This is a genomic window from Streptomyces sp. NPDC040405, from assembly GCF_055595765.1.
Window position 1 is genome coordinate 1 of the sequence record NZ_JBVIVI010000010.1, and the last position, 24,095, is coordinate 24,095.

The following is a 24,095-nucleotide window of genomic DNA, read 5'->3' on the forward strand; positions in this document are numbered from 1 at the left end:
AGCTGCTGCGCCGCCGCCACGCAAAGGCTTCCCGCCCCAAACGGCCGGGACGGCCCCGCACCGTACGATCCATCCGTGCTCTTGTGCTACGGCTCACGCGGGAGAATCCCAGCTGGGGCTATCGGCGAATCCATGGCGAACTCGCCTCCCTCGGGATCAAGGTGGCCGCCGCCACCGTATGGAACATCCTCAAGGAGCACGGCATAGACCCAGCACCCGAACGCGACCACACCACCTGGGCCGCCTTCCTGCACTCCCAGGCCCAGGCCATCCTCGCCGCAGACTTCTTCGAGACCAAGACCCTGAGCGGAGCGACGCTGTACGTCCTCGCGGTGATCGAGCACGCCACCCGCCGCGTGCGGATCCTCGGCGCGACGGCACACCCCACCGCCGCCTGGGTCACCCAGCTCGCCCGCAACATGGTCATGGACCTCCAAGACGCAGGCATCAATGCGAAGTTCCTGATCCGGGACCGAGACGGACGGTACCCGGCATCCTTCGACACCGTCCTGCAAGCCGAGGGCGTCAAAGTCGTCCAGACCGGCGTCCGCATACCGCGCATGAACGCGATCATGGAACGCTGGGTGCGCTCATGCCGAACCGAACTCCTCGACCGCACCCTCATCTGGAACCAGACCCATCTCCTCCACGCGCTACGGGAATACGAGACGTTCTACAACGAGCACAGACCCCACCGCACTCTCGCAAGCGCCGCACCACTCCACCCACTACCCGAACCGATCACGGAACCCGACCAGCTCACCCATCTCCACGTACATCGACGCGATCACTTCGGCGGCCTCCTGCACGAGTACCGGCACGCCGCGTGACCAGCACGGACGCAGTTCTTGGCACCTACAAGGTGAGCAGTGCTCGTCGACCACTACGCCGAGCGCATACACAGTGGGGACATTATTCTCACTCGCTTGGCACACTTTTTCTTCCGTCCATGCCTCCGCGAACAGTCTCCCTGCGGCGCTCCAGAGCCGGATACGGCGCTCACACTCTGGGAGTGCCCTATCTGCCGACGGACGCCAAGGGGCTTTGCCGTGCTTTGACGCAGACCGTCCACGGCGACCAGGACACCCGCGCGCGAGCTGCCTGCGGAAACCGGCCCGGAGGGATCACCAGTGGTCCACCCCACCCCTGTCGCATGGGGAGCACGATGCCGTGCTCCCACCCCGAAAGAGGGTCGGGAGCCGACAAGGGGTTCTTATGCCTCTCGATGCAGAGAGCATCCGGATCGACGGGGTGACCTCAGGGGCCTACGGTTGACGACGGCACACAGGGGCTCGGTACGGCGCAGCAGATCTACCGGATCGGGTGACGGACGAATCGGACACCGTTGACACGTCCGCGAGTTGGGAGCACGAGGGCTCCCGGAGGGCTCCCCATCGCTCCCTGCCCAGACACGACAAAGGCCGCTTCCGCTACCCGTGGAAACGGCCTCCGACCTGCGAAAACGCTGGTCGGGACGACAGGATTTGAACCTGCGACCCCTTGACCCCCAGCCGCGCGGCAATTCTCCCTCTATGCTCTATTTTAAGAGTCTCGCAGACTTGCCGCGCCGTCAAGCTCCGTACGATGCCGTACACAGAAGCGGTCAAGTGGCACATGGAGCGGCTTCGACGCGATGCATCGCGCCCCACCGAACAACGCAACTACCCAGGTTTCGAACCTATGAGACCGCTACCAGCACCCGACACCTGACCAGGGCGGATGTAATATTCGGCACCCACAGGGTCGGCGAGCGGCGCGGCGTCGGCATACGGGCGGAGGATCGGGAAATAGGTTGTGGCTGCTCACGACGAGAGGTTTCACTCCTCTCTGCGAAAGTGGAGAGGCGGAAATTAGCACCGACCTCTTACGGCTTGCGCATAAGATTCCTCATTCCGGCAATGACCATAATAAATAGCGTCCAAGAGAAGACGCGCAGCATCACGAAGGCGCCCCAGAGTATCTGCCCGACTCCACTTCGGGTATCCAGCATGCACTTGTTTTGAGTTTCGACGCCGGGGAAGGGCAGAACTTGATCCAGGCCAAGTCTAAACTGTTCGATAAGTGAGCAACCGCAAACGGTGGCGTCGAACCAAGCGGCGAGGTGTCCAAAAGTGAGGGCGGCCCCCACCAGAATAATAATGATCCATATGGCGTTCATGACCTGGAACCCGAAGCCTACGCACAGATCAAATAGGACGTAACCGGGCTTCCTCAGCAAATCTTTTCTGCTTCTCAGGTGACGCTGCTGAGCAATGAGTATCTTGCGGGCCGCCTTTTCGTCTCCGGCGGCACTGAAAGCCTGGGCCAATTGCCGATAGGGTTGTGGCGTATAATCGCTTGTGTGCTCCCGAAGCCAGTGACGCCATTGCTCGAATGAAGCCGGATTGCCGTCACGGATGCGGTCATAGGAGAATCCATTCAGTTCAATTTTTGCTTTAGTGCAGCCTCTGTCGCCTTTCCTCGAAGTGCACACAACCGTCGAGGGTAGTGCTAGATTTTCAGCACGAGCAGATTGGAGGTCAAAGATTGGCCCTCTCGATGCATTCTTGATCTTGCAGTGGGAGAAATCCACTTCAAGACCCAGATTGGCTCCGCAGAGTGAGATGGCAACGTGTTTTTCATGGACGGAAGCGTCCCACTCTTCTTGGCCGGAAGGGGTCTTGCATTTGAAGGTTCCTTTCAGGGAAAGGCGTTCGCCTACTTGCAGATGGTCGGCACGTAGGACGGGACCGTCCGTGCTCACTAGCTTGGCAGCGTCCACTACCGGCTTATCGTCGTCGCCAAAGAGAACAGCGATGCCAACCTCAGCTCCGCTCAGGTCAACGGCCGGTTTCCTGTGTGCGATGACGTTGAACTTGTCGTTAAGGAAGATGCACCCGTTGGGTATTTTTAGTCCGGCTGCCTGTAGTCCGGTCCCGCTCTTGTTGGTCAGGGTTGCTCCATCGAACTGCAATAGGCCACCGTCGATGAGCGCAGCTGATATCTGCACTGCCCCCCAATTCTCGGTGTCGGCTTCGGCCTCGAACCCATTCCTCAGAAAGGCGCTATTCACATGTATCCCGTCTGCCTTGAGTGCAGCGCCGCCTTGATCGTTCTTCAGTTTTGCTGTGCTGAGATCCAGGAGACCGATGATAGAAGCTCCGTCGAGGAGAACTGCGGCCTGACCCGTGGGAGTGCTGGCCTTGAAATTTCCATTGAGGAAAACACTTCTGACGCTTATACCGTCGAGCTGAAGTGCAGGGTGACCGAATCTGTTGTGAAGTTTAGCGCCCCGGCAGCGCAACTCCCCTTCTATGCGGGCACCGCGAAGTTGCACAGCCTCTGCCTCGAAACTGAACGACCGATACACGCCAAGGGAAGCGTCCCCATCAATCCGTAGTCCCTCGGCGTCCAATTTTGAAAGTTTGGATCCATCTAGACTCAAACTGGGCAGGTGCGCGTCTCGTGCAACCATAGACCGGTCGAATGAGCAGCCTTGCAGTGCGAGCCTCACGGAGCTTTCTATGCCCTCCAGGTCGAGCTGACCAATAATGCGTGCACCCATTATCTGAAGGCCGCGAGGATCGGGATCTGGCAAGGTCCTTCCAAGCAAAATGTCGCGGATATCCTCCGCCTTGACCCGATAGCGCAAAGAGGTAGTGAGTGATGCAGGATTCCGCCTGCTGCACACAAGTGAACGACCCTCGCGTGTTGCCCGGATCAGTTCTTCTGCTCGGACGTTCATATGTTCACCGTAAGCTGCATCGCAAGGTCTTGCAGCTTGGGCTGTGGCAGTCTGTCCACCACTCGTTGAGGGACTATTAGGCGCCGCTTCAAGCCCCGCCACGGGGGTGTAAACGCCCAGCGAACCTGCAGTCGGCCGCCGACCCTATGCCCTCATGATCTAAATCATGAGACTGACCTGCGGTTTCGGCCTCGGTAGGGATGGTCGAATTGCCTTATGATGCTCCGCACCTCAACGCAGGACCATGGCTACAGGGGGCGCGGCCTTGATCGATCTCGTTGAACTCCCGAGCCCGAGACGGCGCTCCTCGCATACTTGTCGCCATTGGGGCGGCGGAAGGCGCCGACGGCATCGACACGCTGCCGCTGTTCTGACCCGGCTCGGCCAGTTCGGGCGCGACGGGCCGACGAGCGATGCGGTATCGGCATACGGGCGGAAGATGGGCAGATGGGTTGAGGCTTTCCTCAACGAGAAGATCTCGCTCCCTGGCTAACGAGTTCATGCACGGTTGGCCGTGGCTCGGTGCCTGGGTGACTCGTTGAACTGTGAGTGGGTCGTGGCGGAGTACCGGGGCACAGGTCGGGCGGGGCGAGCCGCCGGGCGGCGTCGCATCGCCTGCGTATGGGGGATCGGGTCATCACGCATGGCTCGTACTCGACAGAATCCCTTGCTCGTACTCGATACATGGTTTACTTGAGGCATGCCCAACATCAGACTCACCAAGCCGACGATGGCGGTCTTGGAGGTACTCCTCAACGCGAAGGCCGATGCTCCTGCGTGGGGGTTGAGTATCTGCCGTCACGCCGATCTCGGCCCCGGCACGGTGTATCCGATTCTCGACCGCCTCCTTGAGCGGGGCTGGCTCAGGAGTTGGGATGAGGTAGAAGCTCATCCGGGGCGTCCGGCCAGACGCTTCTACGAGTTCACGGGGGCTGGCCGCGCCCAAGCCCTGGAAGCTCTGGCGGCCCGCAGTGCACGCCGTGCCCGTTTCAGCCTCCGTCCTGCGGGCGGTGCGGCATGAGCCAGACTCACGATGAGGGGCCGCGCGACTGGGACGCTGAGAATCTAGGCTCCCGCCTCGTTGCGCTGGTGGACCGAGAGCTCGGCCCTGACGCCCGTAAGCGCGTACTCGCGCACCTCGCGACGTGTGCGAAGTGCAAGACCGAAGCTGACAAGCAGAGGCGCCACAAGGGGATCTCTGGGCTACTACCTCCGGAGTGGGGCTCGGAGCGTCGTGCGCGCCTCATAACCCTCTTCGAAGCGGAATTTGGTGACGGCTACGTGGGCCTGACGCATGGTCGCCAGCGACTTCGACGAGAGCCGCGGGCAGAACGATGGGCCTCCCTTGCCGCAAGAATCGCAGGGGACCGACGCGACATGCGCACTGCATGGCTGGCCGACCTCGATGGCGACCCTGAGGGCGGCGTCTCCCTCACGGTCTGGCAGCAGCGTCGGTACGCGTTGGGGGTTCTCGGTGCAGCCGTCCGATGCCGTCTTCGAGATGGACTTGGCCGCTTGTGGCGTCCCGTCGACTGGATGCTCGCGACGCGGAACCGCCAGGAGGCGTTCATCGGAGTTCCGCCAGCGTTTCTCGTGGTTTATATCGTGGAACGCGACGGACTTCACACTCTCCTGACGGAGGGGTGGGGCTGGATTGGTGGCTGTGGCGCGGCGATGTTCGCTCTGGTTCGTTGGCTCCAGCGAGTTCGGGGGATTGAGTTGGCTGGCAGGCCTCCGTCCACCGGAGAATGAGGCGGGCGTGCGGAAGGCTCCCGGGGTCCATTAGAAACCGGGAGCCTGCTCATGTGGCTGAGCAGCCCGCAGGTTAAGCAGGGCGCCATCGGCCAGGCCCCGCCGTCGACCGCACCGCCGTCGGCCAGTTCTGGCGCGGCGGGCCGGCGGGCGGCGCAGCCCAGGCGTACGGACGGAGGATCGGAAAGTGACCGTAGGCGGCAGTCCGGTACGACTCGATGAGGTGTGGGCGTTCTGCATGGCGCGGTTGGACGACGAGGACGCCGCAGCCCGCCGCGTCGGCTATGACCGCATCGAAGCCGTCGAGTATCTGTGGGGAACCAAGCACCTCCTCCTGCAGCGCGACGACGGCGGAGAGTCCAAGGTGACGACGGAGCTGGATGCCGACCTCGCCGAGCACATCGTCCGGCACGACCCGGCCCGTGTGCTGGCGCGCACGGCGTTCCTGCGCTCCGTCGTTCTGGCTGAACATGAACCCGTGCTCGTCGCCGCCGACGACGGGTGCCAGACAACGCCTATGGTTGTCTGCCGCCTCGACGGCGACGATTGTCCCGCCACCCAGGGCTTCGCCGCCCTGTACGACAAGCATCCGGCGTACAAGGAGGCATGGCGGCCATAAGCAGCCGCACGCCAGCATTCCGACCGCACCGCAGCCCGGCCAGTACGGGCACGGCGGGTTGGCGAGCGTGTGGGGCTCGAAAAGTCGTCGCTGCAGGTGACGTCAAGCATTCGGCCTCGGCTGAGAGCATGTCCGCGTGACCGTCTCACTGGTGTACAAGGTCGTGCGCAAGCTACTGTCCATCCCCCGGGTACTGCTGCGCAGCCAAGCCACGAAGGACGCGGAGTTGCTCGTGTTGCGGCACGAGAACGCGGTGTTGAGGCGTCAGATCCACGGCCGAGTCCGGTATGAGCCCTTTGATCGATTCTGGCTGGCTGCGCTGTCCGGGCTGATACCCCGCTGCCGGTGGCGTGGGATCTTCCCGATCACGCCCGGCACCCTGCTGGCGTGGCATCGCAGGTTCATCGCGGCGAAATGGGACTACAGCGCGCGACGCGCCCCGGCCGGGAGACCACCGACCAGGGCGGCGCTCAGGAAGCTCATACTGCGACTGGCCCGGGAAAATACGAGGTGGGGCCACAGGCGGATCCAGGGCGAGCTGGCTCGCCTGGGGCACCCGATCGCCGCATCCACCGTATGGAACATCCTGACAGCCGCGGGCATCGATCCAGCCCCACGCCGTACCGGCCCAACCTGGCGCGAGTTCCTCACGAACCAGGCCGAGGGCATCATCGCGGCAGACTTCTTCCATCTCGACACCGTGTTCGGACGCAGACTGTACGCGCTCGCCTCCCTCGAACACGGCACCCGGCGCCTCCATATCTCCAACGTCACGGCACATCCCTCCCGGGAATGGGCCGTGCAGCAGGCCCGGAACGTAGCCGCCGACCTGAACACGCGTATGGAGTCCCTGCGATTCCTGCTCCGTGACCGCGATGGCAAGTACGGACAGTCCTTCGACGCCGTAGCCGATGGCATGGAGGTGATCAAGAGCGCGCCACGAACGCCGCGGATGAACGCCCACTGTGAACGGGTGATCGGCAGCATCCGGCGCGAGGCCCTCGACCACATCCTGATCACGAACGAGGCACATAGCGACTCCTGCGTGTGCCCGATCGCCTTGCGCCGGTCGATGAGGCGGAGTCTCCTGCTCGCCATGCGTGTCCTCCTCTACGCTCTGAGATCTGCCAAGACCGCGAAGGTCGAGGTCAGCCCCCGATCAGCAGCGTGGATGCATCCTGCATGCCTCTATTCTGCCGTGGTTCAGCACGCTTGAACACGGTTTGATTGGAGACATCGGGAGCTCTCGGAGGTCGGGTCGTCCTACGGGGTCTGTTTCGAGGCGGCGCAGTTCTTGTGGCGCTCTAGGGGTGGATGGTCCTGACTCTCCACGCCTGTCCGTCTGGTATCAGGCTGCTCTGCCGTGCGATCGGGCCAACCTGGGCGGCCTCTATTCAAGGAGTCAGTAATGATCATGTTAGTGGCCAGCACCCAAGTAGTGGCGATTGCTGTCGGCTACTCCATCCTCGTCTTGGCTGTCTCGCTCATCGCGGCTGCCCACCCGGACCCTCGGCGTCGGGCCGATGCACGTCAGGTCCTCGATCGGCTCGTCCAGATCTTCCAGCGGCGAAGCTAGTTCGAGGCGATACCTGGGAGGCGGGAACTGAGAGGCGTCTGATATCCGAGACGTTCGGTTCAGCAGGGGCAGCGCTTGTGGTGCCCCTCCGCCGGATTGATCCACCACGGACTCGATAGAGGTGGCATGACGCCCGCACCCACCGCGCCCGTCAGAACACTGCCCGGGACGCCGCCTGGCGAGGCGTGGTACGACCTCGGTCTGATGTTCACCACCGCTGACGGCGCCGGGATCCACGTGGATCTGGTGAGCCGCCAGTTCCGGGCGGTGGTGCGCGGGGCGGCTCTGCCGCCGATCTGGCTGCATGGCCTGCGCCGCAGCGTCGATTGCTCTGGCGGAGGTGATCTTCAGGGAGTGCTCCCTGGACGAGGCCACGTTCGCCCGCTGCGATCTGTCCAAGGCCGTGTTCGACGACTGCCGCATGGACCTGACCAGCTTCGATCGCACCGCCGCCCGCGGCCTGGACCTGCGCGGCAACGACCTGTCCGCGATCCGCGGCCTGACCTCGCTCAAGCACGCCGTCATCGAGCCGGCCCAGACGATGCAGCTGGGCCGCGCCCTGGTCGGCGACCTGGAACTGAGCCTTCCCGACGACTGACATTCTCCGCGGGGGGGGGGGGGGGGGGGGGGGGGTTTTTCCCCCCCCCCCCCCCCCCCCCCCCCCCCCCCCCCCCCCCCCCCCCCCCCCCCCCCCCCCCCCCCCCCCCCCCCACCCCTAACCATCCGCATCGCCTTCACCGACCCCGACGCGCTGATCGAGCGCTGCGAGATCACCGACATCGACGTCAGCTTCGGCGAGGGCGACCTCGACGAGGACGCCGTCATGCCCCTGCCGGGACGCTGGCGGCCGCTGACACCAGACCAGGCCACGGCGCTGCGCAGCGGCCCCGGCGACGGCCCGGCCACGGTGATCGAGCTGGTCCGTCCGCACAACCGCTGGACCCCCGACGGTCAGACGCCGCTGGCCCAGCACCTGGCCGCCTTTGACCCGTTCGTCGGCCGCCACCCGGCGGACTTCCTGGCCTCGGTCGAGAACCTGCCCGGCCAAGCCACGACCACCATCGATGAGTCCCGGGGCGTCCGTCTGGGCATCCACCTGGACAACTTCGACAAGCTGCCGCTTGGCCGGCGCCGCGAGAGCCTGTGCCGTTCAGGAATGCGTCGTTGCAGGTCGTAGCCGGTCTGGCGGGATCAGCGGGCGTGCTGGGACCATGTCCAGGTGATCGTCTCACTGGTGTACCAGGTCACAACGGAAGCTGCTCTCGGTTCCAGCAGTGTTGCTGCGTCGACGGACGGCCAGAGAAGCTGAATTGCTCGTGCTCCGGCACGAGAACTCGGTACTGCGCAGGCAACTTGCGAGTCCGGTGCGGTACCAGTGGGCGGAACGGTTGTTGTTCGCGGCATTGTCCTCGCTGATACCCCGGCGTCGCTGGGCGCAAGTGTTCCCTGTCACGCCAGGGACGTTGCTCCGCTGGCATCGGCGTCTCGTTACACGCAGGTGGGACTACAGCGAGTGCCGGACCAGGCAGGGCCGGCCAGCGACAGCGGAAGTTGTGAAGGAGTTGGTGCTGCGGCTGGCGCGGGAGAACCCGCGCTGGGGCTGCCGCAGGATTCAGGGGGAACTCGCCCGGCTGGGCCGCAGGATCGGCGCCTCTACCGTCTGGAAGATCTTGACGGCAGCCGGTGTCGACCCGGCTCCCCGCCGCGGCGGGCCGACATGGCGCGAGTTCCTGACATCCCAAGCCGAGGCCATCATCGCCTGCGACTTCCTGCACATCGACCTGGCAAGCCTTCGCCGGGTCTATGCGCTGGTCTTCCTCGAGCACGGCACGCGCCGCCTCCACATCGCCGACGTCACCGCTCATCCGACCGCGCAGTGGACGGCCCAGCAGGCCCGCAACCTCGCTCTTGAGGTGGACATGCGCCTCGAGTCTTGCGCTTCTTGATCCGCGACCGGGACAGCAAGTACACAGAATCCTTCGACGCGGTCTTCGAAGCTGAGGGCATCGAGACCGTCAGGACCGCCCCGCGGGCCCCGCGGATGAACGCGCACTGCGAGAGAGTCATCGGGACACTGCGACGTGAACTCCTCGATCACGTGCTGATCTGGAACGACACCCACGCTCGCCACGTCCTCGATGTCTACGCCCGGCACTACAACGGCCATCGCCCTCATCAGGCTCGAGAGCAACGTCCGCCCCTTACCGACAGCCGGACCGCACCATTGACCGACTCGAGCACTCCGCGGCGACTACTCCAGACTCGCGTCCTCGGCGGCCTGATCAACGAGTACAGACACGCGGCCTGACCTGCCGCGACAGATTTCTGAACGGCACAGGCAGCCCAGTAGTCGGCAGAAGATCAGGTAGAGCAGTCGCAGACCCACGATCACTGATCATGCCCATACTCGGGCGACCGCAAAGCCCCAGGTCAACCACCGTACGGCAATAAAGACACCCTTCAGGGTAGTCCACGCGTCATGATGATCGACCGTGCTGCTGCGGCTAGCCTACCTGGGCGTGACCGACGCGTTCGCGCTGCTGCGTCTGCTGCCGATGAGCGACCGGGACAAGGACGCGGAGATCCTGGCCCTCCGCCATCAGATCACGGTGCTCGAACGCCAACACGGCGGTAACCGAGTGCGGTTCCCTCCGGGCAATCGGGCGTTCCTGGCAGCGCTCCTGCACCGGCTGCCGTTGCCGGTTCTGCGGCAGGTGCGGTTGCTCGTGCGTCCTGACACGGTGCTGCGCTGGCATCGCGACCTTGCCAGGCGCCGCCATGCCGTCTTATCGCGTCCCAAGCGACCCGGTCGCCCACCTACCGTGCGCTCCGTCCGGATTCTGGTGCTGCGTCTGGCGAGAGAGAATCCAAGCTGGGGCTACAGGCGCCTTCATAGAGGCCCTCCTGGCCTGTGACTTCTTTGAGACGGTCACCCTGCCCGGCGCGCGGATGTACGTACTCGCGGTGATCGAACAGGCAGCCACAACCATCAATTCGAGCCCCACAAAGCGACCACCACACCAAGCTGTGCGTCCTATCCCTTGTGTGGTCGAAGTTGCGATCCTCGGTCATCCCGAAGGGTGACCGCCACACCGTGCCGGTGATGTCCGACCCCGTGATGTCTCCGGTGTTGCGATCCTCGGTCACCCCGAAGGGTGACCGCCACGTTCGCCGGTTGGTGAGAGATCCCTCGCGTATAAGGTTGCGATCCTCGGTCGCCCCGAAGGGTGACCGCCACTCGGCCGCCGGCGCGGTACGTCCGCGCAATGCGACGTTGCGATCCTCGGTTCCCCCGAAGGGTGGCCGCCACACGGTAGCCCGCCTTGACGTCGTCGATGGCCTTCCGGTTGCGATCCTCGGTCGCCTCGAAGGATACCGCCACCAGCTGCGGGTCGTCCTGCCGAGACGTGTGCTGGGCGTTGCGATCCTCGGTCACCCCGAACGGTGACCGCCACACCGGCGTGCAGCATGCCGGGGGTGACCTCGGTGTGGCGGTTGCGATCCTCGGTCGCCCCGAAGGGTGGGTGACCGCCACCCGGGCGCCCGCTGGCCACATCCGCTCGGCGCCGCTGTTGCGATCCTCAGTCGTCCCGAAGGACGACCGCCACTCCGGAGCGGGATTGCGGAAGTCCCAGGATCCCTTGTTGCGATCCTCGATCGCCCCGGAAGGCAACCGCCACTGCCGGTCGCGAAGTTCTGTGTGACGTCGGTGCTGCGGTTGCGATCCTCGGTCACCCCGGAGAGTGACCGCCACGAACGGTGACGCGGTGCTGGACGCCGGGCTGATGACGTTGCGATCCTGGTCACCGCGGAGGGCGACCGCCACATCCTCTGCCAGGCCGCGGCCCACTCGCAGGTGTGGTTGCGATCCTCGGTCGCCCCGGAGGGCGACCGCCACGTCTACGGAGAAACGGTAGGCTCCCGCGTCTGGTGTTGTTGCGATCCTCGGTCACACGTAGGACGACCACCGCGCCAGGCTCGGTTATCCATACACTCGAATCTTCACTGCCGCAAGCTGATCACCACACTTCGGCTGCCGGCTGGCGGTTCCAGTTCCTCAAGCGTACTGGTGAGGCGTTGCTGGGTGGTCTGATTGGTCATGCAGGGGGTTCGATACCTCGTTGGGGGTGGTAGGGGCCGACCCACTGGTGCAGGTCACCGGTGACTTCGATGGCGTGGCCGGCGTTGATCGCCAGCTCCAGTTCCCGCTCGGGGATGGATGCCATGTGTTCCTGCAGGGTGCGGTAGGTCGTTGGCGTCGGCAGGCCGCGGCGGAGTTGGTCGACTGCCTTCTGGGCGGCCCGTCGGGTTTCTTCTTCGAGCTGGGGGCGGATGACGACCACGGCCACGGAGTGTTCGTTGTCGACGATTCGCATTCTGTGCGCGACCTCCGGGTAGTGCAGCTTTGCTCGTAGCGCTTCGATGGCTTCTCCGGTGGCTCCGTTGGGGTCCTTGGAGTGTTGTCCTGCTTGGAGGCGGTAGCGGTGCTGGTAGTACGAGCGGAGGACATCCAGATCGTCGGGGTCGGCCAGCCCGTCGCCGAAGCGGCGGGACGCTGCTGCGATGGCGCACGTGTTGTAGACCACCTGCGGGTTGAGGCCGTCCTGGGGATCGAAGATGGTCATGACGCTGTCCTTCGCGGGGCGCTTGCCCTCGCGGTTGACCCGTCCGGCGGCCTGCTGTTCGGACTCTGGTGTTGATCTGGCCCGGTATCCGCGGGGGAAGTCGAGGTTGACGCCGGCTTCGATGAGCGAGGTGGACACGAGGAGGGTGTTCAGGCCCTTCTCCAGGCGTTGCTTCGTCGCTTGGATGGTTTCTCGGCGGTGGCCGCCGGTCATGCGGGTCGACAGGTGCAGGACGCCTGGGTCCTCGTCGCGGTTCGTGCTGAGCCAGATGCGATGGACCTGATTGGCATCCTTGGTCCCGTTGACCACGACGAGGGCGTGGTCGTGCTCGGCCGCCTCGGCGGCGATGCTTGCGAGGGTCACCTCCGGGCCGGTCCGCCACTCGTACCTGACCCGGCGCAGTTGCTTGAAGAGCGGCGCGGGGTCGGCGACGACGTCACGTTGCGGGAGACCGGAGCGCCAGGGGTTCAGCGCGGCGAGTTCCGGCTGGGTCGCCGATGACAACACGAGGGTCACGCCGTAGTGCTCCACGAGTTCCCGCAGGCCCGAGAGGATCGGAGTCAGGAGCCTGTCGGGAAGAGCCTGAACCTCATCGAGAACGATCACAGAGTTGGCGAGCCGGTGGAGTCGACGGGTGACCCAGGGAGCGCTTCCGAAGATCGTTTCGATCAGGCGAACGGTGGTGGTGACGATGAAAGGGGCGTCCCAGTTCTCGGTGGCCAGTTTCGCCCACCGATTGGGGCGGCCACGTTGCTGGTCGCGGCGCACGTTCGTCGAGGTGCCGGCGGACTGCGGCGCGCATTGCTGCGGAGTTTCGATGTTCACGGCTGAGTGGTGTTCCAACACCACCGGCGGTCCTTGCTTCGGGTCCAGGAGGCTTCGGTACTCCGCTGCGTTCTGCTCGGTGATCGAGATGAACGGGACCGCGACGATGACGCGCCGCAGTCCGTGCAGGGAGGCGTGGCGGAGGGCGAAGCCTCCGCCGGTGAACGTCTTTCCGGCGCCGGTCGGAAGGTGCAGCCGGTACACGCCCGGCTTGCCGGCGGCGGCTTCGAGTGCCTCCTGGTAGACGTTCTCGCGGAGCATGTCCAGCCAGGAGGCGCCCTTGGAGCGCTGGCGTTCGGCGAGGGCCTTCTGGCGGCGGGCCTCATATCGCTCCCACAGCTCCGGCATCCCGACGTGCGGCAAAATGTGCGTGCCGGGCCTGAAGTGGGCGGCGGTGTCGAGCCGGTCGGCGTCGACCACGGCCGAGTAGGTCATGCGGACCAGCATCTCCACGGCGATCTTGTCACGTGGGTCGAGCCAGGCTGGGGCGGCCGGGCTTGAGCCGTCCAGGATTTCCGGCATGACTGCGGCGACTCGGTGGATGGCTTCGTCTACTTCGCTGGAGTCGGCCATCAGGGCCTTCAGCCGGAGCCTGACTTCTGACCACGCGGACAGACCGGTGTGGTGTCCCTCGATCACACTGGCACAGGGCATCAGAGCGGGGGAAGGTTCGGCCGACCGGGCGAACAAGAGGGCTCCTGCGTCGTTGTGCGGGGGCCGTCTGATCTTGCGGCCGGTGGTGGCCTCCTCGATCAGCCCCTCCTGCCACGCACAGGCTCCTTTGCCCGTGTCGTGGTCGCGTCCGAGCTGGTAGGCAAGGTCACCGCCTCCCCATGGCTCGGCGAACCGACGGGCCAGCTCGCCCGTACCGCGGGCGTGGTCTTCGTACCAGTGCCAGGTGCCTTGGTGGCCCAGCGAGTGGGCCACGAGTCTGCCTTCCGGAACCGGTAACGACCCGCCTACCGGATCAACTGCCTTGTACGCAAGAGCGGTTGACATTCCATCATTTATCCGTCGAGAATCCACCAGACCACCACATTTCGTTACCGGTCCCCCTGGGGCACGTGAGTCGCGGATCGGCCAGCTGCCGACCCGGGACCACAGCGACGTTTGGGTGGCTGCAGAGGGTCCGGGTCGATCGCCAGTGTCGTGACGGTAACGGGCAGCACTGACAACCGGCCGAGCCGCACATGGAGGGGGACGTTTGTATGACCAGAGAGCAGACTCGGCGGCGCGGTGAGCGCGCGGACCGGCCGCTCCACGTAGAGGTGGAGGCGTGGGGGCCGTTGGCCTGCTTCACGCGTCCGGAGCTCAAGGTCGAGCGGGTCTCGTATCCGACCATGACCCCCTCCGCGGCGAGGGGACTGCTGGAGGCCATCTTCTGGAAGCCGGAGATGACCTACCAGGTTGAACGGATCGAACAGCTCAAGCCGGTGAGGTGGACCCGCTTCCGGCGCAACGAGGTCAACAACTCGATCGTCACCAAGAACGCCTACCAGAGCCTGAAAGCCAACAACGGCTACCGCTACGACGTCGCCGAAGACCGGGGCCAGCGGGTCACCGTCGCTCTGAGCGACGTCGCCTACCGCATCCACGCGACCATTCACGCCGGCGACCGGTGCACCGCGCCCCTGCCGAAGTACCGCGACCAGTTCGACCGCCGACTCGCACGTGGTGCCTGCTACGAGCAGCCCCATTTCGGCTGCCGCGAGTTCGCAGCCTTCTTCGGGCCTCGCGGATCGGCAGAGGAAGCCGGTGCGGTCACCGCCGCCGACCAGGCAGGCATTCCGCCCATCGACGAGCTCGGACTGATGCTCCACCACATCGAGTACCTCCCGAAGGGCAAGGAGCGCTACCACTGGTTCCGGGCCAGCCTCGAGCACGGCGTTCTCCACGTGCCCGACCGTCCCCTCGCCCCCGCCGAGGTCAGTGGCATGCCCGGCGCCGAGGGACGCGCCTCCGCGGAGGAGGTGGCCTGACGTGCTGCTGCAGAGCCTCGTCCAGCAAGCCGACAGCCGCCAGGGCGACACCCCCGAGTACTACCTCACGCGCCGGGTCATGTGGCAGATCGATCTCCCCGGCACGGGAGATGCCGAACCGCTGGTCATCGACCTCCGCCAGGAACAGCGGAAGATCACCGCCCCGTACACCGGACGCTCCGGGTCCAAGCCGGCACCGATCCTGTTCGCCGACACCGCGCAGTTCGCGCTCGCCCATCCCGGCCTGGTCAAAGGGCCGGACGGGGAGAAGGTCCTTTCGACCAACTCTGCCGACGTCACCAAGGCGAGGAACCGGCACGCCGCCTACCGTGACCTGGTCACTTCCTGGTGCAACGACCACCCCCGCCTTCCCCAGGCACAGGCAGTGGCCGCATGGCTGAACAGCCACGCGCCGACCGCATGGCCATTGGAGATGGACAAGGACCACCTCGTCGCCATCAGCGTGGACGGCGAGTGGATCCACGACCTGGCGGAAGTCAAGAGCTGGTGGGCCGACAAGGTCAAGAAAACGAAGAGCGGGAAGGCAGGCAAGGCGGACCAGGGGCTCTGCCTCGTGTGCGGACACGTCATGCCGTTGCTGTCGACCCTCCCGGTTCCCATCAAGGGCATCCCCAACTCCGGAATGAACACCCAGCTGGTCTGCCTCAACCAGCCCGCCCACTTCCGGGCCGGCACCAAGCAGCTCGGGGCCACCCCCATCTGCGTCGACTGCGGCACCAAGTCCGCCACCGCTCTGAACACGCTGCTCGCCGACCCCGAACACCGCGCCTTTGCCGACGACTCCGCCATCGTCTGGTGGACCCGTGACCCCGACACCGACACAGCCATGTGGACCCTGCACGACCCACAGCCCGAGGAGGTGGCCCAGCTCATCGCCGGAGTCCGCCACCCCCGGCGGGGACGAGACGCACTGGCAGTCCTCGACGAGGACGCCTTCCACGCCCTCACCCTGCGGGTGAACACCAACAGGGTCATCGTCGCCGACTGGATCACCATCCCCGTCCCCGAACTGAAACGGAGACTCGGGGCCTGGTTCGACGACCAGCAGACCTGGGACGGCTGGAACAACACCTACACCTACTGGTCGGTCTGGCGACTCGCCCTCTCCTGCGCCCGCTGGGACAAGCGCAAGAACAAGTACATCGACACCACCGTCCCCAAGCACCTCCAGGCCGACCTCACCAAAGCCGCACTCCACGGCGCCGCGCCACCAGCCCATCTCCTGCCGGTCCTTCTGCAGCGCATCCGCGCCGACCACCACCTCGACCGGCCCCGTATCGCTCTGCTGCGCCTCGCCCTGATCCGTACGACCACCCGCCACAAGGAGCTCTGTGTGCCCCAGCTGAACCCCCGGTCGACCGAGCCCGGCTACGTATGCGGACGGATCATGGCCATGCTCGAAGCGATCCAGCGCAAGGCCATGCCCAAGGTCAACACCACCATCACCGACAAGTACCTGAGCACCGCGGTCGTCTCCCCCCGAGCCGTCCTCACCCGCCTCCGTATCGGAGCGCGACCGCACCTGCGCACCATCGCCCGCACCAGTGGACCCGCGGCCAAAGCCATGGACAGCAGGCTGCGGGACGCCTTCGACCTGCTCGACACCATCCCCGCCCACCTGAGCACCGAACAGCAGGCCCTGTTCATCCTCGGCTACGACCACCAGCGAGCTCACTCCGCACGCGCTGCGGCAGAAGCCATCAAGGCACGGGAAGCCGGAAAGAAACTCGCCGCAGAACAGGAAGCGGACGCTCTCCCCGAAGCCTCCGCCGAGAACGCCGATTCCTCGGACAACACCCTCTGGTAACGCCTGCCGCCACCCGTTCACCACGACGCCACAGCCCCGGAAGGACTCCGAGCGAACCATGACCGACGCGCACTTGGACCCCACCCGCAAGCACGACTACGTCTTCCTCATCGACGTCAAGGACGGCAACCCCAACGGCGACCCCGACGCTGGCGGCATGCCCCGCACCGACCCCATCACCGGCCAGGGCCTCATCACCGACGTCGCCCTCAAGCGCAAGATCCGCAACACCATCACTCTCGCCCACCAGGGACAGCCCGGCTTCGAGATGTACGTCGAAGAAGGCGTCGCCCTCAACCCGCAGATCCAGCGCGCCTACACCGAAGGGGGCGCCAAGGCAGGCGAGACCGCCACCGCGCAGGAGTGGATGATCCGCAACTTCTGGGACGTGCGCCTGTTCGGAGCCGTCATGTCCGTAGGCGACCAGAAAAAGCACGCGGGAAGGGCCCGCGGACCCATGCAGCTCACCTTCTCCCGCTCCATCGACCCCATCACCCCGCTCGAGGCCGGCATCACCCGTGTCGCCCCGAACAAGCCCGAAGACCTGGCCAAGGGCAAGGTCACCGAGATGGGCAACAAGCACTACGTCCCCTACGGCCTCTACCGCGGCCACGGCTTCTACTCCGGAGCCCTCGGTACCACGGCCAAAGTCACCCCCGAAGACCTCGCCGCCTACTGGCAGGCCCTGACCATGATGTTCGACCACGACCGGGCATCCTCCCGCGGCGAAATGGCCATCCGCGGCCTGTACGTCTTCTCCCACGACGACGCCTACGGACGAGCCCCCGCCCACAAACTCTTCGACCTGATCCGCATCAAGCCGCTCGGCCACAGCGAGGCACGCTCCTGGGACGACTACGCCGACCGCATCACCATCGACGAAGACAGCGTGCCCGCCGGGGTGACCCTGACCCGGCTCACCGACTGAACACCTTCCAGGAAAGTCGAGGATCGCAACGGCACACAAGCGGAAGACTTGGGCCACGCCCTCTTTGCACTGGCGGTCGCCCTCCGGAGCGGCCGAGAATCGCAACGCCTCGTAGTAGCCGATCGGGTCCGCGACGGACTCGGGTGGCGGTCGCCTTCAGGGGCGGCCGGGGATCGCAACATCGTGCGCGGCGTGCCGGTAGTGCCCGCGGATCGGGTGGCGGTCGCCCTCCGGGGCGGCCGGGCATCGCAACGTTCTCCTGGTCCCGATCGAGATCGTGCACCGTGAGTGGCGGTCGCCCTCCGGGGCGGCCGAGAATCGCAACTTCGGCTCCCGCGGCCATCCGCGTGCAGGAGCACAGCAGCAGCGCCGAGGCGATCGTGCTGCAGGCGACAGAGTCCGCCGGGTATTCCGCGCGGCCTTCGGCCTCGGCGATGCGCCGACTGTACCGCTACTGGGGTCACAGCCCGCGAACGCCGCTCGATGATCACGCGAGACGTGAAGGCGTGGTATTGGGCGCTGGCGATCGCCGACATGCTGCGGCTCGACCGGCTGCTCGGATTCACCCGGGCCGCCACCGACAAGGACCGGCAATCGAGTTCGGCGACTTCACCAGCGAGAACCCGCAGACCACCGCACAGACGCTCTCTATGCTGACGCAGGCCAAGGCAGCAAGCATCGACACCCGCGTGCGCATCCTGCACGCCGGTTGGGACGGCGACCACGTGCAGGCCGAAGTCGAGCGCATCCGCCAGGACTTCGGCAACGATGTGCCCGCCGAGCCGCTACCAACCGCCTCCCTGCCTGACCCACCCCAGTCCAACAACTGAGAATGAGGCAACCCTGCCCCGCAACTGCGTAGATACGCCGCGGCGTTCGGGGCCGGTTGTCGCCGGGTACTACTCGTCGGGCAGAGCCACAGCCTGACCACGCGAGCGGGCGCCTGTCACGATGCTCGGGTGTCCTGTGCATGCGCTTGGGCGATCTTGACCGCCGCCTCACAGCACATCCCGATGCCTGCCAGCGAGGCCAATGCGCACACTTCGACAGGCCCCTGCACACCGTCATGGGCGATCAGTGCTGCGATACCGGCCGAGCTGACTGCGTTCCATCGCATAGCGGGAAGGCTCAACCTCACCATCAAGGCCCTACCGTCCTGCTTCTGCTGCTTGTCGCTGTTCGCCTTCAAAGTGTGTGCTTCCTTCACCAGTAGTGAGCCGTACGGCCACGGACAGCGGAGCGGAAGCGTGAGCGCGCATCACGTCCGGCAAGCAGGATGCCAGACGATCCCCTCCAGAAGCTTCGAAACAATGGGTGGTGAGCCGGTTTCCGCATGCGGAAACCCCTTGTAGAGTCTTAAGAGTCACTATTTCCATGATCACGACCGGACCTCGCTTTAGAGATTTCGGGGAAAAGTGCGTCACCGCACGAGACTCACAGCTTTGAGACGTGTGTCACACTTTTCACCCAGGGGCGATGCCTGTCTCGCCGGAGCTCGTTGAGGACCTGTCGGCCGGTCGCGATCTGTGGCCGAACGCAGAGCATCGCCTGCTTGGCATCGCCGCGCGGCAGCTCGCCGCCTGGCATGATGCGCCAGCGTGGGCACAACTCAAGCTCGCGGCGATTAAGCCGCTACTACTCGCACTGCGGGCCGCACGGTTCCCCCGGACGCGGACCAAGCCGCAACCAGGCGCGCGGTGATCGCCGCGCTCTACACCGACCGGCCCCCGCTGGCTGCCCGGCAGGTATCCAGACGGGCGAGGATGCGCAGCACCGCATCGCTCGGACGTGGAGACGGTGAGGCCCAAAGAGGGCCAGGCGCCGTCCCGCTGCCATCGACGGAACAGGTCGTAGACCCGGCCCCACGGCCCGTGCTCCGTCGGCACGTCCCGCCACGGGATGCCAGTGCGGACCCGGAAGCGCATGCCGTCGATCAGCCGCCGCCTGGTCCATATCGGCGGTCGGCCGGACTTCTTGCCATTCGGCAACAGGGGTGCCAGCACTGCCCATTGCTCGTCCGTTAGATCTCCACGCGCCACGAACCAAGATCACTCTCGATACACGCCCTAGGTCGCGGTCATCGCCTGGGCTCCGTCTAGTTTTGATCCCTCGCGAACTGACGACGCCCGTCCCCACTGGTTCATCGTCGCTGACCTGTACGCATTTCTGTCTGCCGGCGAACAGCCGGTTCATCGCGGCGAAGCGCTGCGAGCTGTGCGGACCTGACCCGCTGTAGGCCCGCTGCCCCCATATCTCTCAGTGCGCCCTGTTTCCGCAGTTCAGCCCCGATTGTCAGACCCTCACCGTAGCGTTGTAAGTCCTACTCGTGGCGGCTGCGGGGAGCACCAATGGATGACGACCTTCAGATCGACAGCGACGAAGACCTCTTCCGTAACCCCGTCTACTACGAACCGGCCGGCCACAACCTCGACCTGGACCGCGCCGACCTCGGCGTCCCGCAAGGCCAAGACCTCCTGAACGTGCTCCTGCGCATGCGAGGACGTGTCCCCGTCGAAGAGCGCGGGCTCATCTGCCCCGACTGCCGGGACCTCCGCGGTCGGCGCGTCCCCATGTACCTCGTCCAGCGTCACGGCGTATGGCTTGCCTCCCACTACCGGAACCCCGGGGAGAAGCCCATCAGCCACGAGTCCGACGAGCACCTCGCCCGCAAGGAACGCGTCGCGAAGGACTCCGAAGATCACGGCTTCCACGCCGACATCGAGTCGCAGATCGCCGACGGGCACGCGCGCCTCGATGTACGCATCAACGGCGCCAACGGCATCGTCCTGGGCTACGAGCCTCAGCTGAGCACCCAGACAACCCGCGGAATGCGTGCACGGGAGGGGTTCCGGCGCCGCGGCGGTATTCAATCGGTCTGGGACTTCGCCGACCCCGACCACGCAGGCATCGGCACCGTCCCATACGTCCGCACGCCCAACCTGCCGGCCTCCGTCATTCGCGTGCAGAAGAACCCCATCGCAGTCCAGGACGGCAACTTCGTCCTGGAGGAGGGCCAGTGCAGCCAAAACGGCGCGCTCACCCGGTGCCCGGAGAAGCCCTACGACCCGGAGAATCCCACCGACTCCGGGTACTGCGGGGGGTGGCACCGCGTCCTCATGCCCGCCCATCAGTCGAGCACCTTCACAGGGGAAGGCGGCCTGACCCTCACCCGGTTCATCGTAGAAGCTGCGGCCGGTGAGCGGATCCCGTTCCAGCGGGGCGGCCACCACGGTTGGCTCCCCGCACAGCAGTGGCAGCAGTACCTCGAGGCGAACGGGCCCGCCCTGGACAACAAGGAGCGCCAGCCATCCGTACGACAGGGAGACCGGCGCGACAGGTGCACCGAGGACCGTCCGACCTCGGAGGTGCGGGCTGAAACGAAGCAGAGACGTGGCAGCCGCGCGATCGTCCTCGAGTCCCGCCCCCGGGAAACCGAGGCCGCCAGGCTTCCAGTCGACGCGTCGGGTCAAGCGATCCCACTCTGCCGCTACGGCTGCGGTCAGCCCGCAAGCCTTCCAGGACCCGAAGGACTGCCCGAGCACTTCTCGTGCCGCAGGAAGCATGAGGCGTGATCCATCGGCCACCGCTGACCGCCCCTGGCTGCGTCACCTGGTGCCAGAGCCCCCTGCCCGGTTCGGGTGGCGGATGTCGCGTTCCCGCCCGATATGTCACCCCCCGGCGCCACAGTGGGCGCAGCACACCCAGCACCCCTTTCCGAGGAGCCGACCGTGACCCAGAGCACCACCTTCCGCACCAGCACCAAGCAGAACACCCTCGCCGACCACATTGTGGAGTCCCTCAGCCGGGTCTCCCGCGCACTCCGGAACTTGGCCGACTCGGCTGACCACGCGGCGAAGATGGTGCGGAAAGCGGACGCGGCACGGCGAAGCTGAACCGGCACACCCAGGTAGGCCAGCAGACGTACTCTCCGCGCGAGCGGAGGTGAGCCGCCCATTGCCGCGGAGGAACAAGGCCGACCTCCAGCACACAGCCCCGACCCCGCCGCGCTGCCCCACGGGGCCTGACCCGCCCAACAGTTCACCTGACTCTCCATCGGAACGAGCGTCAAGTGAGCGTCATTCCAACATCAAGACATCGCCCGTAACGCCCCCACCGCACATAATGCGCACCAACAAAACCGCAGATCAGGAGCCCTTCGCGGCCGGTTCCCCCGCGAGCAGCTCGTCCGCGAAGGGCTCGCGTCGCGGTGCGATGCGGTTGCTGCGTGAACACCAGATGGTTTTGGCCCTGTGCGGGCTATGGGTGGCGACCACCGGCCTGATGACGGTCCTGGCCGTCTCACTGCCCCGCCGCCTGGACCAGCTCGGCATCCACGACACCTTCGTGGTCGCTCTGTACGGCACCGTGCTCACCTCCGGCGCCGCGAGCCTGGTCGGCCTCACCTACGCCAAGCTCACCGCCCGCCTCGGCTATGCCGCGTTGATGCGGATCGCGGCCGGAGCGTGAGCGGCGGCGCTGCTGGTCTTCGCCGTCGCCGGACACTGGGCCATGCTGCTGCTCGTGCCGGTGCTCACCGGGATCGGCAGCGGCATCACGATGCCCACCCTGACCGTCCTGGTCGACCGCGCCGCCCCCGCCGAACAGCAACAACAACCCGCCGCATCCCGTGTGCAGCCGCATGCCGTAGCGCGAAGCCCCCCAATGCCAGCGTCTTGGCGCCGCCCGTGGGAACGTGCAGGACATAGACTCCCGGCTTGCTCGCCGCAGCGGCACCTGCCTGCTCGTAGACCGACTGCCGCAACGCATCCACCCGAGACGGCTCTCGCCCGGCCAGCAACTTCGCCCGCCGCCCCTCGTACCGTTCCAACAACTGCGCCATCCCGACCGGACCGCGGACCTGCACCTCCGTGGCCTCGAAATGCGCGGCGGTATCGAGGTAATCCGCGTCCACGACACAGCTGAACACCATTCTGAGCAGCAGATCCAAGCCGAGACGCCGCTCCGACCGCGGCAGATCCCGCAACCAAGACGGCGGAACGGGCCGAGGATCAGGATGAATCTCAGGAACGATCCGCTCCACAGCACGGATCGCCTCCTCCACCGAAGCTTCCGACCCGCCGACCCGAGCCTTCTTCAGCTCCCTCCTCAACCGCTCCATGTCCGGCATCCCACCGTGATGCCCGAAGACCACCGCACCGAACTCCAAATGCGTATACCGCTCCGCCAGCACACTGCCAGCATGCTTGTGCGGTACCCCGACCCGGCCACCACCCCGGCGCTCCGCGTCCAAAAGCCCGGTCTGCCACGGACAGGACCCCTTACCCACATCATGAATCAGCGCCAGATACGCGGCCAGCTCCCCCGCGCCGAAGATCTCCCCAAACCGCCGCGCCAACGCCGCCGAACCCCGCAAGTGATCTTCAAGGGAATGCCGACGTCCTGAAACAGCACTACGACTGTGCGCGAATAGGGGCGCAAAGGCCACGAGCGAACTCCCTCGGGATCCACTGATCTGTAGTCAAACCAACCTGGATCGGAACCTACACAGCACCACCGACAAGGCGCGCCGACAGCAGCGCAGGACGACTCACCGCACCGACGGTGGTTACGCTGTCACTGTCGACGCCGAAGGCAGTGCTTCGGAACTTCCAGTACACGTGCGACACACGGGTCGCTCCGAAGGAAAATGCCCGACTCATGGACCCATGTCTCCCCTCGCGCCGCTTCCTTGAAAGCACAGATAGGCTGTGTGAGCTGACCAACCAGCGTGGCGGTCGCCCTCCGGGGCGGCCGAGGATCGCAACACGTACCTCGGAGCGCGGATCGCCGAACAGCGACACGTGGCGGTCGCCCTCCGGGGCGGCCGAGGATCGCAACTCACTGCCGCTCGCCGCGCTGGTAGCCGCCGTTCCCGGGTGGCGGTCGCCCTCCTTGGCGGCCGAGGATCGCAACTTCGCCTCGTGAACCAACTCGCGGTACGCGCGCTCGTGGCGGTCGCCCTCCGGGGCGGCCGAGGATCGCAACTCCTCTAACGGCATCCCGGGCGGACGGTTGAGCGTGGCGTGGCGGTCGCCCTCCCGAAGATCGCAACGCCACCACGACCACGACGCCGCTCCACCACCGCGTGGTGGCGGTCGCCCTCCGAGGCGGCCCAGGATCGCAACTGCCTGCCGGACCGGGTGGCCGGAGCAGGCGCTCTGTGGCGGTCGCCCCTCCGGGCGGCCGAGGATCGCAGCCAGATGAAGGTCAGCTCAACTACCGGGTCGGTGAAGTGGCAG

Annotated in this window: 18 protein-coding genes and 3 pseudogenes; 16 read left to right on the top strand and 5 right to left on the bottom strand. The window is 65.8% G+C overall.

The genetic code is table 11. The features are described 5' to 3' along the window. Nucleotides 1–830 (top strand): integrase core domain-containing protein (locus ACZ59A_RS33385; RefSeq protein ID WP_470966568.1); only part of this gene is annotated, 830 nt, incomplete at its 5' end. 1,034 nt (nucleotides 831–1,864) lie between these two features. Here ACZ59A_RS33385 and ACZ59A_RS33390 read toward each other — a convergent pair. Further along, complete coding sequence (locus tag ACZ59A_RS33390; RefSeq protein ID WP_470966571.1) at nucleotides 1,865–3,724, bottom strand: hypothetical protein; 1,860 nt, start codon at nucleotides 3,722–3,724, stop codon at nucleotides 1,865–1,867. 700 nt (nucleotides 3,725–4,424) lie between these two features. On the opposite strand from ACZ59A_RS33390, the gene ACZ59A_RS33395 reads away from it, so the two are divergent. From ACZ59A_RS33395 to ACZ59A_RS33430, 8 genes and pseudogenes are all read left to right on the top strand, one after another. After that, a complete protein-coding gene (locus ACZ59A_RS33395) occupies nucleotides 4,425–4,745 on the top strand; it encodes a PadR family transcriptional regulator (RefSeq protein WP_470966573.1) in 321 nt (106 codons plus the stop codon). Beyond that, nucleotides 4,742–5,476, top strand: coding sequence for a zf-HC2 domain-containing protein (locus ACZ59A_RS33400; RefSeq protein WP_470966575.1), 735 nt, complete (start codon nucleotides 4,742–4,744; stop codon nucleotides 5,474–5,476). Before ACZ59A_RS33395 ends, ACZ59A_RS33400 begins: the two co-directional genes overlap by 4 nt. A gap of 187 nt (nucleotides 5,477–5,663) precedes the next feature. Then, entirely contained in the window at nucleotides 5,664–6,095 is a 432-nt protein-coding gene (locus ACZ59A_RS33405) for a DUF6221 family protein (protein WP_470966577.1), read from the top strand. 136 nt (nucleotides 6,096–6,231) lie between these two features. After that, on the top strand, nucleotides 6,232–7,311 hold the full coding sequence (locus ACZ59A_RS33410; protein ID WP_470966580.1) for a transposase family protein: 1,080 nt from the start codon (nucleotides 6,232–6,234) through the stop codon (nucleotides 7,309–7,311). A gap of 700 nt (nucleotides 7,312–8,011) precedes the next feature. Continuing rightward, nucleotides 8,012–8,269 carry a pentapeptide repeat-containing protein gene (locus ACZ59A_RS33415; protein ID WP_470966583.1) on the top strand — a complete coding sequence of 86 codons (258 nt, stop codon included), beginning with the start codon at nucleotides 8,012–8,014 and terminating at the stop codon, nucleotides 8,267–8,269. Nucleotides 8,270–8,494: 225 nt separating this feature from the next. Continuing rightward, nucleotides 8,495–8,848 carry a hypothetical protein gene (locus ACZ59A_RS33420; RefSeq protein WP_470966586.1) on the top strand — a complete coding sequence of 118 codons (354 nt, stop codon included), beginning with the start codon at nucleotides 8,495–8,497 and terminating at the stop codon, nucleotides 8,846–8,848. A gap of 42 nt (nucleotides 8,849–8,890) precedes the next feature. Then, nucleotides 8,891–9,979: pseudogene (locus ACZ59A_RS33425) on the top strand (integrase core domain-containing protein). 184 nt (nucleotides 9,980–10,163) lie between these two features. After that, nucleotides 10,164–10,662: pseudogene (locus ACZ59A_RS33430) on the top strand (helix-turn-helix domain-containing protein); the annotation flags it as partial. Nucleotides 10,663–11,768: 1,106 nt separating this feature from the next. On the opposite strand, the gene ACZ59A_RS33435 reads toward ACZ59A_RS33430, so the two are convergent. Beyond that, entirely contained in the window at nucleotides 11,769–14,048 is a 2,280-nt protein-coding gene (locus ACZ59A_RS33435) for a CRISPR-associated endonuclease Cas3'' (protein WP_470966589.1), read from the bottom strand. 281 nt (nucleotides 14,049–14,329) lie between these two features. On the opposite strand from ACZ59A_RS33435, the gene cas5c reads away from it, so the two are divergent. The 4 genes from cas5c to ACZ59A_RS33455 all read left to right on the top strand — a co-directional run bounded on the left by cas5c (nucleotide 14,330) and on the right by ACZ59A_RS33455 (nucleotide 18,686). Continuing rightward, nucleotides 14,330–15,100, top strand: coding sequence for a type I-C CRISPR-associated protein Cas5c (cas5c, locus tag ACZ59A_RS33440; RefSeq protein ID WP_470966591.1), 771 nt, complete (start codon nucleotides 14,330–14,332; stop codon nucleotides 15,098–15,100). 1 nt (nucleotide 15,101) lies between these two features. Beyond that, entirely contained in the window at nucleotides 15,102–16,928 is a 1,827-nt protein-coding gene (cas8c, locus tag ACZ59A_RS33445) for a type I-C CRISPR-associated protein Cas8c/Csd1 (RefSeq protein ID WP_470966593.1), read from the top strand. A gap of 58 nt (nucleotides 16,929–16,986) precedes the next feature. Then, complete coding sequence (gene cas7c / locus ACZ59A_RS33450) at nucleotides 16,987–17,856, top strand: type I-C CRISPR-associated protein Cas7/Csd2 (RefSeq protein WP_470966595.1); 870 nt, start codon at nucleotides 16,987–16,989, stop codon at nucleotides 17,854–17,856. 347 nt (nucleotides 17,857–18,203) lie between these two features. After that, nucleotides 18,204–18,686 carry a hypothetical protein gene (locus tag ACZ59A_RS33455; RefSeq protein WP_470966598.1) on the top strand — a complete coding sequence of 161 codons (483 nt, stop codon included), beginning with the start codon at nucleotides 18,204–18,206 and terminating at the stop codon, nucleotides 18,684–18,686. Between the two features lie 116 nt (nucleotides 18,687–18,802). Here ACZ59A_RS33455 and ACZ59A_RS33460 read toward each other — a convergent pair whose 3' ends face one another. Then, nucleotides 18,803–19,045: a hypothetical protein gene (locus ACZ59A_RS33460; RefSeq protein WP_470966601.1), complete on the bottom strand. Its 243-nt coding sequence runs from the start codon at nucleotides 19,043–19,045 to the stop codon at nucleotides 18,803–18,805. Between the two features lie 616 nt (nucleotides 19,046–19,661). Next, nucleotides 19,662–19,895: pseudogene (locus ACZ59A_RS33465) on the bottom strand (transposase); the annotation flags it as partial. Between the two features lie 309 nt (nucleotides 19,896–20,204). Here ACZ59A_RS33465 and ACZ59A_RS33470 point away from each other — a divergent pair. From ACZ59A_RS33470 to ACZ59A_RS33480, 3 genes are all read left to right on the top strand, one after another. After that, entirely contained in the window at nucleotides 20,205–21,428 is a 1,224-nt protein-coding gene (locus ACZ59A_RS33470; protein WP_470966603.1) for a hypothetical protein, read from the top strand. A gap of 156 nt (nucleotides 21,429–21,584) precedes the next feature. Next, entirely contained in the window at nucleotides 21,585–21,749 is a 165-nt protein-coding gene (locus ACZ59A_RS33475) for a hypothetical protein (RefSeq protein WP_470966605.1), read from the top strand. A 229-nt stretch (nucleotides 21,750–21,978) separates the two neighbouring features. Further along, complete coding sequence (locus ACZ59A_RS33480) at nucleotides 21,979–22,323, top strand: hypothetical protein (RefSeq protein WP_470966608.1); 345 nt, start codon at nucleotides 21,979–21,981, stop codon at nucleotides 22,321–22,323. A gap of 85 nt (nucleotides 22,324–22,408) precedes the next feature. On the opposite strand, the gene ACZ59A_RS33485 is transcribed toward ACZ59A_RS33480, so the two are convergent. Beyond that, entirely contained in the window at nucleotides 22,409–23,302 is an 894-nt protein-coding gene (locus ACZ59A_RS33485) for a CRISPR-associated endonuclease Cas3'' (protein WP_470966610.1), read from the bottom strand. Nucleotides 23,303–24,095 lie beyond the last annotated feature (793 nt).